This window comes from Zoogloea dura, assembly GCF_012927165.1.
Taxonomy (GTDB): domain Bacteria; phylum Pseudomonadota; class Gammaproteobacteria; order Burkholderiales; family Rhodocyclaceae; genus Zoogloea; species Zoogloea dura.
Genome location: NZ_JABBGA010000008.1, coordinates 22,247 through 36,720, shown reverse-complemented (window position 1 = coordinate 36,720; position 14,474 = coordinate 22,247). Strand labels below are relative to the sequence as shown.

The 14,474-nt window shown below is 67.3% G+C and carries 13 protein-coding genes; 8 read left to right on the top strand and 5 right to left on the bottom strand.

All coding sequences use genetic code 11. The annotated features are described in order from the left end of the window. Positions 1 to 7 precede the first annotated feature (7 nt). The 3 genes from HHL15_RS11605 to HHL15_RS11595 all read left to right on the top strand — a co-directional run bounded on the left by HHL15_RS11605 (position 8) and on the right by HHL15_RS11595 (position 3,330). A complete protein-coding gene (locus tag HHL15_RS11605) occupies positions 8 to 1,822 on the top strand; it encodes a PHA/PHB synthase family protein (protein ID WP_169145932.1) in 1,815 nt (604 codons plus the stop codon). 124 nt (positions 1,823 to 1,946) lie between these two features. Next, the gene (locus HHL15_RS11600; RefSeq protein WP_328825029.1) at positions 1,947 to 2,411 is read left to right on the top strand and encodes a putative toxin-antitoxin system toxin component, PIN family; all 465 of its coding nucleotides are present in this window, start codon (positions 1,947 to 1,949) and stop codon (positions 2,409 to 2,411) included. A gap of 100 nt (positions 2,412 to 2,511) precedes the next feature. Then, positions 2,512 to 3,330, top strand: coding sequence for a mechanosensitive ion channel family protein (locus HHL15_RS11595; RefSeq protein ID WP_169145931.1), 819 nt, complete (start codon positions 2,512 to 2,514; stop codon positions 3,328 to 3,330). Between the two features lie 57 nt (positions 3,331 to 3,387). Here the strand turns inward: HHL15_RS11595 and HHL15_RS11590 are convergent, their stop codons facing one another. Beyond that, positions 3,388 to 4,224, bottom strand: coding sequence for a helical backbone metal receptor (locus HHL15_RS11590; protein WP_169145930.1), 837 nt, complete (start codon positions 4,222 to 4,224; stop codon positions 3,388 to 3,390). 100 nt (positions 4,225 to 4,324) lie between these two features. On the opposite strand from HHL15_RS11590, the gene ald reads away from it, so the two are divergent. From ald to HHL15_RS11565, 5 genes are all read left to right on the top strand, one after another. After that, the gene (gene ald / locus HHL15_RS11585) at positions 4,325 to 5,440 is read left to right on the top strand and encodes an alanine dehydrogenase (protein ID WP_169145929.1); all 1,116 of its coding nucleotides are present in this window, start codon (positions 4,325 to 4,327) and stop codon (positions 5,438 to 5,440) included. A gap of 83 nt (positions 5,441 to 5,523) precedes the next feature. Continuing rightward, positions 5,524 to 6,006: a MarR family winged helix-turn-helix transcriptional regulator gene (locus tag HHL15_RS11580; protein ID WP_169145928.1), complete on the top strand. Its 483-nt coding sequence runs from the start codon at positions 5,524 to 5,526 to the stop codon at positions 6,004 to 6,006. Positions 6,007 to 6,121: 115 nt separating this feature from the next. Beyond that, on the top strand, positions 6,122 to 7,546 hold the full coding sequence (locus HHL15_RS11575; protein ID WP_169145927.1) for an efflux transporter outer membrane subunit: 1,425 nt from the start codon (positions 6,122 to 6,124) through the stop codon (positions 7,544 to 7,546). A 34-nt stretch (positions 7,547 to 7,580) separates the two neighbouring features. Next, positions 7,581 to 8,828, top strand: a complete 1,248-nt coding sequence (locus tag HHL15_RS11570; RefSeq protein ID WP_169145926.1) for an HlyD family efflux transporter periplasmic adaptor subunit — start codon at positions 7,581 to 7,583, stop codon at positions 8,826 to 8,828. A 3-nt stretch (positions 8,829 to 8,831) separates the two neighbouring features. Then, positions 8,832 to 10,385 carry a DHA2 family efflux MFS transporter permease subunit gene (locus HHL15_RS11565; protein WP_169145925.1) on the top strand — a complete coding sequence of 518 codons (1,554 nt, stop codon included), beginning with the start codon at positions 8,832 to 8,834 and terminating at the stop codon, positions 10,383 to 10,385. Positions 10,386 to 10,391: 6 nt separating this feature from the next. Here HHL15_RS11565 and HHL15_RS11560 read toward each other — a convergent pair whose 3' ends face one another. Genes HHL15_RS11560 through argS form a run of 4 tightly spaced genes read right to left on the bottom strand, consistent with a single transcriptional unit; the run spans position 10,392 to position 14,348 of the window. Then, complete coding sequence (locus HHL15_RS11560) at positions 10,392 to 11,159, bottom strand: SDR family oxidoreductase (RefSeq protein WP_328825028.1); 768 nt, start codon at positions 11,157 to 11,159, stop codon at positions 10,392 to 10,394. 50 nt (positions 11,160 to 11,209) lie between these two features. Next, positions 11,210 to 11,833, bottom strand: coding sequence for a thiol:disulfide interchange protein DsbA/DsbL (locus HHL15_RS11555; RefSeq protein WP_169145924.1), 624 nt, complete (start codon positions 11,831 to 11,833; stop codon positions 11,210 to 11,212). A gap of 28 nt (positions 11,834 to 11,861) precedes the next feature. Beyond that, entirely contained in the window at positions 11,862 to 12,596 is a 735-nt protein-coding gene (locus HHL15_RS11550) for an SPOR domain-containing protein (protein WP_169145923.1), read from the bottom strand. 18 nt (positions 12,597 to 12,614) lie between these two features. Further along, complete coding sequence (gene argS, locus HHL15_RS11545; protein WP_169145922.1) at positions 12,615 to 14,348, bottom strand: arginine--tRNA ligase; 1,734 nt, start codon at positions 14,346 to 14,348, stop codon at positions 12,615 to 12,617. Positions 14,349 to 14,474: the final 126 nt, after the last annotated feature.

The following is a 14,474-nucleotide window of genomic DNA, read 5'->3' as shown; positions in this document are numbered from 1 at the left end:
CCCAAGAATGGCTGCGCCCGAAAAAGAAGTCGCCAAATCCGAACTGCCGGATCCCAAAGAAGTCGCCAAGACCTACGCCGAAGTTGCGCAGCGGGCCTCCAAGCTGCTCGCCGACCACATCCAGAAGCAAGTCAAGAAGGGCATCAGCGCCCCCGCCGACGAACTCGGCATCGCACAGGCCTTCATGGACATGATGGGCAAATTGCTGGCTAACCCCTACCGTCTCGCCCAGGCCCAGATGAACCTGGTGTGGGACTACTTCTCCCTGTGGCAGCACTCCGTGATGCGCTTCTCCGGCATGGGTGCCGGCGCTCCGGTGGCCGCCCCCGCCAAGGACGACAAGCGCTTCAAGGACGAAGAGTGGCAGGAACACTTCCTGTTCGACTTCATGAAGCAGTCCTACCTGATCGCCGCCCGTCACATCCATGACACCGTGAGCACCGTGGATGGCCTCGACGAGCAGAGCCAGAAGAAGGTCAACTTCTACACCCGCCAGTACATCGACGCCCTGTCCCCGTCGAACTTCGCCATGACCAACCCGGAAGTCTTCCGCGAGACGGTCAAGAGCCACGGTCAGAACCTGATCAAGGGTCTGAACAACCTGCTCCGTGACGTGGAAGAAGGCGGCGGCACCCTGCGCGTCAAGATGACCGACACCACGGCCTTCGAGCTGGGCAAGAACGTCGCCACCACGCCGGGCAAGGTCGTCTTCCAGACCGACATGATGCAGCTGCTGCAATACACGCCCAGCACCCCGGACGTGTCCAAGCGACCGCTGCTGATCGTGCCGCCCTGGATCAACAAGTTCTACATCCTCGACCTGCGCGAGAAGAACTCCTACATCAAGTGGTGCGTGGATCAGGGCCATACCGTGTTCGTGATCTCCTGGGTCAACCCGGACGAGCGCCTGGCCGAGAAGAGCTTCGACTCCTACCTGCAGGAAGGCACCCTGGCCGCGGTTGACGCCATCGTCGAGCAGACCGGCGCCAAGGAAATCAACGCTGCTGGCTACTGTCTGGGCGGCACCCTGCTGGCCACCACCCTGGCCTACATGGCCGGCAAGAAGGACAAGCGGATCGCCTCCGGCACCTTCTTCACCACCATGACCGACTTTGCCGAACCGGGCGAGCTGGGCGTGTTCATCGACGAAGGCCAGGTTTCCAGCCTCGAGAAGAAGATGTTCGAGCGCGGCTACCTCGAGGGCTCCGAGATGGCCGGCACCTTCAGCATGCTGCGCGCCAACGACCTCGTCTGGTCCTTCGTGGTGAACAACTACCTGATGGGCAAGGACCCGTTCCCCTTCGACCTCCTGTACTGGAACTCCGATTCCACGCGCATGCCGGCCAAGATGCACAGCTTCTACCTGCGCAACATGTACATGAAGAACCTGCTGAAGGAAGCCGGTGGCATCGAGATCGGCGGCGTGCCCATCGACCTCAGCAAGATCAAGGTCCCGACCTACTTCATCTCCACCATTGAAGACCACATCGCCCCGTGGAAGAGCACCTACTCCGGTGCCCGCAACTTCGGCGGCAACGTGCGCTTCGTGCTGGGCGGCTCCGGCCACATCGCCGGCATTGTCAACCCGCCGGCGGCCAACAAGTACGGCTACTGGACCAACTCCGCCGCCAAGCTGCCCGCCACCGCGGACGAGTTCTTCGCCGGCGCCGAGCAGCACCCCGGCTCCTGGTGGACCGACTGGCAGGCCTGGCTGATCGACCAGGACGCCGAGAAGGTGCCGGCCCGCGACCCCGTCAAGGGCAAGCTCAAGGTGCTGGAAGACGGCCCGGGCTCCTACGTCAAGGCGCGCCCGGCAGCCTGATCCGCAGGGACCGCATGCAGTTCGAGGGGGCTTCGGCCCCCTTTTTCCTTTCCCTTCTGCCTGTTCCCGTCTTCCTACCCCTCTCCCGCATCAACCACCTCCGAAACCCGAGCACCCCGACCCCGTGGCCACCTACCCCCTCGACGCCCCTTTGCCCGACGCTTTCCCCGTCGTCCTCGACACCAATGTCGTCCTGTCCCTGTGGATGTTCGAAGACCCGGCCTTGGTCCGCCTACGGCAGGCCGTCGAAAGCGGTGCTCTGCGCCCCTTCAGCCGGGAAGACTGCCTCGGGGAGCTGTCCCGGGTCCTGGCCTATTCCCAGTTCAAACAGCCCGAGGAAAGGCAGCTGACCATCGCCAGCGCCTACCGTGCCCGCTGCACCCTGACCGCCCCCCCACCGGAGGACGCCTGTGAGCTCCCCAACTGCCTGGACCGGGATGACCAGAAGTTCCTCGAGGTCGCCCGAGACAGTGGCGCCCGGGCACTCCTCAGCCGCGACAAGCTGGTCCTCAAGCTCGGCCGCAGGCCCGTGATCGCCGCCCGTTTTGCGATCCTCACACCAGAGCGCCTGCAAGCCCTGCTGGCCTGAGCCCCAAGGAACACGCCAGTTCACAGTCATTCACAGTCGATGCACATCAGCGCTATGTCCCGGCGCTAGACTGGAGTTCCCTCTTACCCCGGAGTCTCCCATGGCCATCGATACGAGTTTCGACGTCGCCAACCTCGTCACCACCTACCTGATTCCCCTGGGCTGGAAACTGGCCGGGGCCGTCGCCCTGTGGATCGTCGGTGGCTGGGCCATCAACCTGATCGGCAACCTGTCGAGCCGCGGCATGACCCGCCAGAAAGTCGAGCCCACCCTGGTCCGCTACGTGGAAGCCACCCTCCGCGTCATCATGCGGATCGTGCTGGTCATCGTCATCCTGTCGGTGTTCGGCATCGAGACCACCAGCTTCGCCGCCCTGATCGCCGCCGCCGGCGTGGCCATCGGCGTGGCCTGGAGCGGCCTGCTGTCCAACTTCGCGGCGGGTGCCTTCCTGATCATCCTGCGGCCCTTCAAGGTGGGCGATTTCATCAGCGGCGCCGGCATCACCGGCACCGTCAGGGAGATCGGCCTGTTCGCCACCACCATCGACCAGCCGGACAACGTACGCACCACGGTCGGCAACAACAAGCTGTTCTCCGACAACATCGTCAATTACACGCTCAACCCGTCCCGCCGGGTCGACCTGACCGCCCAGCTGGCCCACGCCGTCGATCCCCAGCAGGCCATGGCCCTGATCCGCGCCCGCATCGTGCAGATCCCCAACGTGCTGAAGGATCCGGCCCCCGACGTGGAGATCCTCGAGTTCAACGCCGCCGGCACCAAGCTGGTGGTGCGCCCCTACTGCCACAACGACCACTACTGGCAGGTCTATTTCGATACCAACAAGGCCCTGGCCGAGGTCGGCGCGGCCAACGGCTGGCCGATCCCGGCGCCGCATCAGGTGCTGCGCCAGCCGGTCTGACCCGACAGCCCGGCCGCCGACCTCCCCGACCGACGCCCGCTCACCGGCGGGCGTCGTTTATTGCGGCCCGGGCGCAAAGCCTGCCAGCTGGCGTCGCAGGTGCGACAGATAACGCAGCCCCTCCACCGCCCGGCTGCCGTACCACGAGGCCATCTCGCCATCGATCAGCACCGCCGGCCGGCCCGCCAGGGCAGCCACCTCGGCGACATGCCGGGCCTGGAAGCGGTAGGGCTCGGACGACAGGAAGACGCGCTCCACACCGGCCAGCCAGGGGGCGTCCCATTCGAAGGCCGGATAACGCGGCTCATCCCCCGCCGGCCAGGTTTCCCAGCCCACAGTCGCCAGCGTGGCCGAAATGTAGGTGCTCCGCGCCACACTCATCCAGGGCTCCCGCCAGATCAGGTAGAGCACCTTCTCGGGAGGCAGGCAGGCCCCCGTCGCGCGGGCGTCCGCCAACGCAGCCTCCAGCCCGGCCACCAGGCCCGCCGCCTCGGCCTGGCGCCCGAACAGCGCACCAAACAGCCGGTACACCGCCAGGTTGTCCTCCGGCATGCAAGGGTGGGTCACGATCACGTGGGGCACCCAACGGGCGATCTCCTCGACGCACTCCTTTCGGTTCTCGTCGATATTGACGATCACATGGGTGGCCTCCAGGGCCCGCAGGCGCTCCAGGTTCACGTCCTTGGTGCCGCCCACCTTGGTCACACCCTTCAGCACCTCACGCGGATGCACGCAGAAGCCAGTCCGCCCCACCAGGCTCGGCGCCAGCCCCAGATCACACACCAGCTCGGTCAGGGACGGCACCAGGGACACGATGCGGGCATCGCCGGCAAAAGGGGCATGGCGCTGTCCGGCCGCGTCCACGAGGACATCTTCAGGATTTTCGATCATCATTCCCAAAGTATCTCAAGACCCGCGCCGTTAGTGGAGTCTGGCGCATCCGGCGCATACTTCCACCGGGCACGGAGCGGCCCTATCAGCTACGGAGAGAATCATGAAAATCGGCGTCCCCCGGGAAACCAAGAACCACGAATATCGAGTTGGCCTGACCCCCGGCGCGGTGCGCGAGGCCATCGCCCACGGCCACGAGGTGTGGGTCGAGTCCGGCGCCGGGCATGGCATCGGTGCCAGCGACAGTGACTACGAACGGGCCGGTGCCCGGATCGCCCTGAGCGCGGCGGAAGTCTTCGAGGCCGCCACCCTGATCGTCAAGGTCAAGGAGCCCCTGCGGGAAGAACGCGCCCGCCTCAAGCCCCACCACGTCCTGTTCACCTACCTGCACTTGGCGCCCGACCCGGGCCAAGCCGAGGAGATCCTGGTCAGTGGCGCAACAGCCATCGCCTACGAAACGGTCACCGCCCCCGGCGGCGGGCTGCCCCTGCTGGCCCCCATGTCGGAAGTGGCGGGCCGCATGAGCATCCATGCCGGCGCCTCCGCCCTCGAGAAATCCCACGGCGGCCGTGGCGTGCTGCTGGGCGGCGTGCCGGGCGTAGAGCCGGGCCGGGTGGTCATCCTCGGCGGCGGCACGGTGGGCAACAATGCGGCCCACACCGCCGTCGGCATGGGTGCCGACGTGACCATCCTGGACAAATCCCTGGCGGTGCTGCGCCACCTGGACGAAGTGTATGGTGGCCGGGTCAAGACCCTCTACGCTACCCAGGACGCCATCGAACGCCTGGTCCTGCAAGCCGACCTGGTCATCGGCGCGGTGCTGATCCCCGGTGCCACCGCCCCCAAGCTGGTGACCCGTGCCATGCTGGCCTCCATGAAGCCCGGAGCGGTGATCGTGGACGTGGCCATTGACCAGGGCGGCTGCTTTGAAACCTCCCGCCCCACCACCCACGCCGACCCCACCTACCTGGTGGACGGCATCGTGCATTACTGCGTCTCCAACATGCCCGGGGCCGTGGCCCGCACCGCCACCTACGCCCTCAATGCTGCCACCCTGCCCTATGTGCTGGCCCTGGCCGACAAGGGGTGGAAGGAGGCACTCAAGGACGATGCGGGCCTGCGCGCCGGCCTCAATGTCTGCAACGGCAATATCACCCATCCTCAGGTCGCCGACGCCTTGGGCAAGAAATATCTGCCGGCCATCACCCAACTGGGCTGAAGCGCGCAGGATGCGAAGGGCGCTTGACAGCGTCCTTCGTTTTGGTCAATTATCTGCTTAAGCAGTAATTGACCAGACCAATAATGTCCGATATCCGTGATCCGGGTGCCAGCGCGCCCTATACCGTCGACAACTACAGCCAGGACGAGAGCATCGGCTTCCTCACCCACCAGGTGAAGATGCGCATCAGCCAGGCCATCGACGAGCGCATCAATGAGTTCGGCATCACCACGGCCCAGTGGGCGGTACTCAAGCAGATCGCCATGCACAACGGCGAGACAGCCACCGCCCTGTGCAAATGCACGGGCTGCGACACCGGCTCCATGACCCGCATGCTCGACCGCCTGGAAGAGAAGGACCTGATCCGCCGCGAACGCAGCACCACCGACCGCCGCGTGGTCCAGCTCCAGGTCACCGAAAACGGACAGGCCCTGCTGCCCGACCTCGTTCCCCGGGTGGTCGAAGCCCTCAACCTGGCCCTGAAGGACTTTTCCGACGCCGAGGTAAGCCAGTTGAAGCACCTCCTCCGCCGCATCCTCGATAACCTGGAGCGTCGCGGAGACTGACCGGACACTGGCTGCAAGGCCGAAGGAAGCGGCGTCGCGCGCCGCATTTTTTGCGACATTTAACTGCCTTGGCAGATACAGCACAGGCAGTCTCAGCCCAGAACAGGAAAACCGCATGCGCCATCGCTCCGCCGTCCTGATTGCCCTGAGCGCCCTGCTGGGCGCCTGCGCCAACCCTGCCGGCCTGGCCTCCCGCCTGCAGGCCACCCAGCCGGCGTCCCTCGCCGCCGCCCGCAGCCTTGGCACGCCCGGAGCGGACTGGCCGGTCGCCAACTGGTGGACCGCCTATGGCGACCCGCAGCTGAATCGCCTTGTGGACCGCGCCCTGCGCGACAACCCCGGACTCGCCCTGGCCCAGGCCCGCATCGACAAGGCCCGCGCCCAGGCTGGCGCCGTCGCGGCAAGCGACGGCCCGCAAGTCTCTGCCAATGCCGAGAGCAGCCGGCAGCGCCTGTCCGGCAACTACATCTACCCGCCGAGCCTCGCCGGCGGCTACACCAGCATCAACCGCGCCGCCCTAGATCTCAGCCTGGAGCTGGACCTGTGGGGCCGCAACCGGGCCGCCCTGGACGCCGCCCTGGGCCGTGGCCGGGCCGCCGAAGCAGAGGCGGCCGGCACACGGCTGGCCCTGGCCGGCGCAGTCACCCAGGCCTATCTGCAGTTCGACCGCCTGCACCACTTGCGCGACGTGGCCGAGGCCACCGTGCGCCAGCGGGAGAAGCTGCAGGATCTGGTCAGGCTGCGCCACAAGGCCGGCCTCGACAACAACGCCGAGACCCTGCAGGCCGCGGGGAGCATTGCCGCCGCCCAGGCCGAAAGGCGGGCCCTCGACACCCAGCTCGATGCCGTACGCCACCAACTGGCGGCCCTCGTCGGGCAGGGGCCGGATGCCGGCCTGGACCTCACCCCTCCGGCCATCGCAGCAGCTGCCGCAGCCCGCCTGCCCGACAGCCTGCCCGCCGACCTGCTCGGTCGCCGCCCGGACGTGGTCGCCCAGCGCTGGCGGGTCGAAGCCAGCCAGCGTGACAGCGATGCGGCGCGGGCCGAGTTCTACCCCAACATCAACCTGAATGCCTTCATCGGCCTGCAGTCCCTCGGCCTGTCCAACCTCGCCGAAGGCGGCAGCCGGATCATTGGCGCAGGCCCAGCTCTGCACCTGCCGGTGTTCGACAGCGGCCGCCTGCGCGCCGGCCTGGCCAGCCGCCACGCCGACCAGGATGCCGCCATTGCCCAGTACAACAGCACCCTGCTGGGCGCCTTGCAGGAAGTTGCCGATGCTCTCAGCGACTGGCGCGGCGCCGCCGCCGAAGCCCGCGAGCAGCAGGTCGCGCTGAGCCGCTACGAAGAGGCCTGGCGCCTCACCGAGACCCGCTACCGGGCCGGCCTGACCCCTTACACCGCAGTCCTGGCAGCGGAAACACCGCTGCTGGCCCAACGCAGGCTGAGCGCCGACCTGCGCAGCCGGCAGCTCGAAGCCAGCGCCTCCCTCGCCCGTGCCCTGGGCGGCGGCACCCTGCCGGCGCCCTCCGCCCTTCACTGAGCCCCCCACTGATCCCGCCCGAAGGAACAGGACCATGACGACTCCCAACTCCGACAATCCCGCAGCCGTCCACAACAGCAAGCGCAAGCGCAGCCTCCTCGCCATCGCCGCCATCACCGCCCTGGGCGGGCTCGCCTGGGGCGGCTGGTGGGCCACCCACGGCCGCTTCCTGGAACACACCGACGACGCCTACGTGGCCGGCAACGTGGTTCAGATCACCCCCCAGGTGGCCGGCACCGTGGTGGCTATCGAGGCCGACGACACCCAGCTGGTCAAGGTCGGCCAGCCCCTGGTCCGGCTCGATCCGAGCGATGCCCGGGTGGCTCTGGAGCAGGCGGAAGCCCAGCTCGGCCAGACGGTCCGCGAGGTGCGCGCCCTCTACGCCGGCGGCGGCGCCCTCGAGGCCGCGGCCCGCCAGAAGGAAACCGACTTGGCCAAGGCCCGCGACGACCTGCAGCGACGCCAGCAGATCGCGGGCACCGGGGCGGTGGCCGGTGAGGAGATCGAACACGCCCGGGCCGCCCTGCGGGCTGCCGAAGCAGCCCTCCAGACCGCCCGCGAACAGCTGGCCATCAACCGGGTACAAACCCAGGGCGCACGCATCGATACCCACCCCAGCGTGCTGCGCGCCGCGACGCGGGTCGAAGAGAGCTTCCTGGCCCTGGCCCGCACCGCCGTCTCCGCCCCGGTGGGCGGACTGGTGGCACGCCGCGCCGTGCAGGTCGGCCAGCGCGTGGCCGCCGGCGCACCGCTGATGGCTGTCGTGCCGCTGGAGCAGGTCTGGGTGGACGCCAACTTCAAGGAAAGCCAGCTGCGCGACATGCATGCCGGCCAGACCGTCACCCTGAGCGCGGACCTCTACGGCAACCGGGTCGAATACCACGGCAAGGTGGCCGGCCTGGCCGCAGGCACCGGTTCGGCCTTCGCCCTGCTGCCGGCCCAGAACGCCAGCGGCAACTGGATCAAGGTGGTGCAACGGGTGCCGGTACGGATCACCCTCGACCCGCAGGAACTGGCCGAGCACCCGCTGCGCATCGGCCTGTCGATGCAGGTGGAGGTGGACGTCCGCGACAGCGACGGCAAGGCCGCCGCGCTGGGTACTGCCCCCACGGCTCCAATGGCCTCGACGACGATCTTCGACGATCTGGGCAAGGCTGCACAGGCCCGCATCAAGGCGATCATCAGCGCGAACAGCGGCGAAGGCGGTGCCATCCTGCCGCTGCGCCCCGAGCCGGGCGCTCCCGCTGCGGCCCTGCCCGCCCCGCGGCGCACCCGGGCCTGAACCATGGCCGGCCCTGCCTCCGCACTGCCCCCCCTTGAACCGGGGGCCCGGCGCCTTGCCACCGTCGCCCTGTCCCTGGCGACCTTCATGAACGTGCTGGACACGACCATCGCCAACGTGTCCCTGCCCAATATCGCCGGCGACCTGGGCGTCAGCCCCAACCAGGGCACCTGGGTCATCACCTCCTTCGGCGTGGCCAACGCCATCGCCGTACCGCTCACCGGCTGGCTCAGCCAGCGCTTTGGCCAGGTCCGCCTGTTCGTCAGCTCGGTGGTGCTGTTCGTGATCGCCTCGCTGCTGTGCGGCATGGCCACCAGCCTGGAGATGCTCATCGCCGCCCGGGTGCTGCAGGGTGCCGTGGCCGGCCCGATGATTCCCCTGTCCCAGTCCCTGCTGCTGCAGACCTACCCCCGCGAGAAGGCCGGCATGGCGCTGGCGATGTGGTCGATGACCACCCTGGTGGCGCCGGTGATGGGGCCCATCCTCGGCGGCTGGCTGTCGGACAACCTGTCCTGGCCCTGGATCTTCTACATCAATGGGCCGGTGGGCCTGGCCGCGGCCTGGGTCAGCTGGCAGCTCCTCAAGCACCGTGAATCCCCCACCCGCAAGCTACCCATCGACAAGGTGGGGCTGGTCCTGCTGGTGGTATGGGTCGGCGCCCTGCAGATCATGCTCGACAAGGGCAAGGAGCTGGACTGGTTCGCCTCCGGCGAGATCATCGCCCTGGCCGTGGTGGCCGCGGTCGGCTTTGCGCTGTTCGTCGCCTGGGAACTGACCGAGAACCATCCGGTGGTGGACCTGACCCTGTTCGCGCGCCCCAACTTCCTGTTCGGCGTGATCGCCCTGGCCACCGGCTACGGGGTGTTCTTCGGCACCGTGGTGGTGATGCCGCTGTGGCTGCAGCAGTTCATGGGCTACACGGCGACCTGGGCCGGCCTGGTGACGGCGCCGATCGGCCTGCTGGCGCTGCTGCTGTCACCCTTCATCGGCAAGATCCTGCCGCGCTCCGATCCGCGCCGCATCGCCACCGTGGCCTTCCTGGTGTTTGCCCTGGTGTCCTTCATGCGCTCGGGCTTCTCCACCGGCATCGCCCCGGTGGACGTGGTGATCCCCCAGGTGATCCAGGGTATCGCGATGGCCTGCTTCTTCATCCCGCTGGTGTCGATCGTCCTGTCGGGCCTGCCCATGGAGCGGATCCCGTCGGCCTCAGGTGTCTCCAACTTCGTGCGGATCACCTTCGGCGCCTTTGGCGCATCCTTGATGACCACCCTGTGGGAGCGCCGCGCGGCCCTGCATCACGAACACCTGGCGGCACGCATCGCCCCCGACAATCCACTCGCCGGGCAAGTGCTGAACAGCCTGCAGGGCCAGGGGCTGGACCTGACCCGCGGGCTGGCCTTGCTGGAACGGGAGGTGATCGTGCAGGCCTTTTCCCTGGCGGTGAACGATGTGTTCTGGCTGTCGGGGTGGCTGTTCCTGGCCTTGCTGGCCACCATCTGGCTGACCCATCCGATCCACAGCCGCCCTGCCGGCGCCCCGGCGGACGCCGCCCACTGACCCGGGCTACAGACGCAGGCCCCGCGGCTTGCGCCCCGCCCGGGCGAAGAGCCAGTCGTACAGCGGATTGGGCAACAGACGCAGTAGCCTGGCCACCAAGCCCATCTGCCAGGGAATGACGGTGTAGGACACGCCGGCCTCGATCGCCCGGGCAAAACGCCGGGCGGCCTCGTCGGCGGGCAGCATGAAGGGCATCGGATAGGAATTGACCGCGGTCATCGGCGTCTCGATGTAGCCCGGTGCGATGGTGACCACCTTCACTCCGGTGCCGCGCAACTCGACCCGCAGGCTCTCGAGGCAGGCGATGACGGCCGCCTTGGAGGCGCTGTAGGCCCCCGCTCCCGGCAGACCGCGGATGCCGGCCACCGAGGCGATGCCCACCAGGCGGCCACTGCCGCGCCGCCGCATGGGGATGACGAAGGGCTGCAGGGTGGCCACCAGGCCCAGCACATTGGTGCGCATGACCCGCTCGAAGGCCTGCAGGTCGCCCGCCTCCTCGGTCAAGGTGCCAACCGACACTCCGGCGTTGGCGATCACCACGTCGGGCACGCCAAAGCGGCGGATGAAATCCCGTGCGGCCTCGGCCACTGCAGGGCTGTCCGCCACATCGAGGGAATACACGGCGTGCTCGCCGGGCAGTTCGGCAAGCAGGCCATGCAGGACGGACTCACGCCGGGCCACCAGGCCAAGGGTGGCCCCCCTGGCCGCGTAGTGCCGGGCCAAGGCCGCTCCGATACCGCTGGAGGCACCGGTGATGAATACGCGCAGGGTCACGGAAAAGACAGCAGCGCCCCCCCGGAAACGGGAGGCGCGCACAGGAATAATTACTTGCGGGACTTGGCGATCAGCTGATCGGCCACCTTGAGGGCATTCTCGTGGGTGCCGGCGATGGAGCCCGAGGTGATGTACTTGCCATCCACCGCGAGGGTCGGCACACCCTGGATCTTGTAGTCGCGCTCGACCTTCTGCACGCGCTGCAGAGCCACCTGCACGCCGAAGGACTTGTAGGCGTCGGCAAACTTCTTGGCGTCCACACCCTTCTTGACTGCCCACTCCTGGGCTGCAGCTTCGGTGTGCAGCGGCAGCTTGTCAGTCTGAACCGCATCGAACACCTGGCCATGGAGGCGGCCCAGGTCGCCCGTCGCCGCCAGGGTCAGATGCAGCTTGGCAAGCCCCGTCAGCTGGGGATTGCCCCAGGTCACCGGCACCCGCTGGAAGGCCACGTCGGCGGGCAGCTTCTTGACCCAGATCTCCAGCAGGGGGTCGAAGGCCTTGCAGTGGGGGCAGCCGTAGTGGAAGAACTCGAGGATCTCGACCTTGCCCTTGGCATCGGTCGGCAGGGGCTGGGGAAGCGTCTCGAAGCCACTGCCCTGGGCCAGCGCGGGCAGGCCGAGGCTGCCGAGGGCGGCAAGAGCGGAAAACTGCTTGAGGACGTCACGACGCTGCATTACGGATTCTCCTGGTTCTTCAAAGGATTTATTGAGCGGGGCCGGCCAGCTTTGGTTCCTTCGGCTTGATCTTGATGATGGCAGCCTTGATGCCGGCGCCCGACAGCTGCTGGAGCGCCTTGTTCATTTCATCCTGGCCCAGGTAGGGACCGGTCCGGACCCGGTGGAGGGTGCCCTTCTCGGGCAACTCCACCTTCTGCACGCTGGCCTCCACCCCCATCAACGCAAGACGCGCCTTGAGGTTGTCAGCCTCCGACGGATCCTCGAAGGCGCCCGCCTGCAGGTAGAACTTTTCGGGCACCACCGGCTTGTCGAGCAGGGCGGCCTCCGCCTTGGCCCTTTCAGCGGCGTCCCGCGGGAGGTCGGCCGGCTTGTCGCCCTTATCAGCCTTGTCACTCTTTTCCGGCCTGGCCGGCTTGACCACCTCGGTGGTCTCTTCCGGTCTGGAAGGTGCCGGCAAGGCATCCGAGCCCTTCGGCAGGACGTTGTAGAAGTCGAAGCGGGGCTTCTCGACCGGCTTGTCGCCAGCCTTGCCGGGCAGCGCGATCGGCTCGGTTGCCTGGGGCTTGGGCGGCGGCACCACGACCGGCTTTTCTTCGGGCTTGGGCTTCTGGAAGGGCGAGGAGGTGGTGAAATAAAGGGCAATCCCCGCCGCCACCAGCGCACCGAGGATCAGGCCGACAAAGATACCGACCAGGGTGCTGCCCCGGCTGCCCGATTTGGGCTTTTTGGTCTGCAGGCGTGGCTTGAGATCGCGACTCATGAACGGCGGGTCCGGGAATTACATGGAATCGGGCGCGGAAACACCCAGCAGGCGCAGGCCGTTGCGGATGACCTGACGCACGGCGGCGGCCAGCGCAAGGCGGGCCTGCTTGAGCGCCTCGTCGTCCACCAGCATGCGCTCGGCGTTGTAGTAGCTGTGGAACTCGCCGGCCAGGTCCTTGAGGTAGAAGGCGATCTGGTGCGGCGCGTAGTCGGACGCCGCGTTCTGGACGACTTCCGGGAAAGCCGTGAGTCGGGCACACAGGGCCAGCTCACGCTCGTTGTCGAGGCGCGACAGATCGGCCTCGGCCAGGTCGGCAAGCACACCGTTCCACTGGTTGAGCACCGAGCACAGGCGGGCATGGGCGTACTGGATGTAATAGACCGGGTTCTCGTTGCTCTGGCTCTTGGCCAGGTCCAGGTCGAAGTCCAGGTGCTGGTCAGCCTTGCGCAGCACGTAGAAGAAGCGGCAGGCGTCGTTGCCGACCTCGTTGCGCAGTTCGCGCAGGGTGACGAACTCGCCGGAGCGGGTGGACATGGCAGCCTTCTGGCCATCCCGGTACAGCACCGCAAACTGCACCAGCGCCACGTCGAGCTTCTCGGGCGGCAGGCCGAGCGCCTGCAGCGCGCCCTTGACGCGGGGGATGTAACCGTGGTGGTCGGCGCCCCAGATGTCGATGATGCGGTCGAAGCCGCGCTCGTACTTGTTGGCGTGGTAGGCGATGTCGGAGGCGAAGTAGGTGAACAGGCCGTTCTCGCGCTGCACGACGCGGTCCTTCTCGTCGCCGAAGGCGGTGGAGCGGAACCACTTGGCACCGTCCTGCACGTACAGGTGACCACGAGCCTCGAGCTCGGCCACGGCCTTCTCGACCAGGCCGGTGTCGAACAGGGAGCGCTCGGAGAACCACTTGTCGAAGGTCACGCCGAAGCCTTCCAGGTCCTCGCGGCCGTCACCGAGCTGCTCGGTGAGGGCAAAGCCGTGCACCCATGCGTAGTCGGAGCCGAGCAGGGCCTTGGCGTTGGCGATCAGGGCATCCAGGTGGCCTTCCTTGTCGGCCTCGACCGAGGGCGCATCGGCCAGCACGGCGGCAGCGCTCACCCGGGCGAAGCGGTCGGCATGGGACTCCTTGATCTGCGCCGCCATGTCCTTGACGTAATCGCCCTGGTAGGCGTTGGGCGGGAAGGGGATGGCGATGCCGAAGAGATCGAGATAACGCAGCCAGGTGGACAGCGCCAGGATGTCCATCTGCCGGCCGGCATCATTGATGTAGTACTCGCGGGTCACCTCGAAGCCGGCGAAGTCCAGTACGTCGGAAAGGGACGCACCATACGCTGCACCGCGGCCGTGACCGACGTGAAGCGGCCCGGTAGGATTGGCGGAAACGAACTCCACCTGCACCCTGACCCCGCTCTTGACGCCCCGGCCGAAGCCTTCACCCGCCCCCAGAACGGCCGCCACGACGGCGGTCTTGGCGTCGGAGACCAGGGTGAAATTGATGAAGCCGGCGCCGGCCACCTCGGCCTTGGCGATCAGCCCGGACTTGGGCAGCTCGGCCAGCAGCAGGTTGGCCAGGTCGCGCGGATTGCGCTTGAGGGGCTTGGCCAGCTGAAGTGCCAGGTTGCTTGCAAAGTCCCCGTGGCCGGCCTGCTTGGGCCGCTCCAGGTTGATCGGGGTTTCGGCCTGCTCGGGCGCCACGCTAAGGAGGGCGGCACGCAGGAGTTCGGCAAGCTGGGTCTTCTGATCGGCGCTCATGGGGAATACTGCGACTAAAAGCACAGGATTATATCCAAGAGGGGCCCCGACCGGCTGTGCACCAGGAAGCATGCGGTAACAAAGTGCGACGAACGTGGTAAAAAACGCAGCATTCGCCGCCTGCAG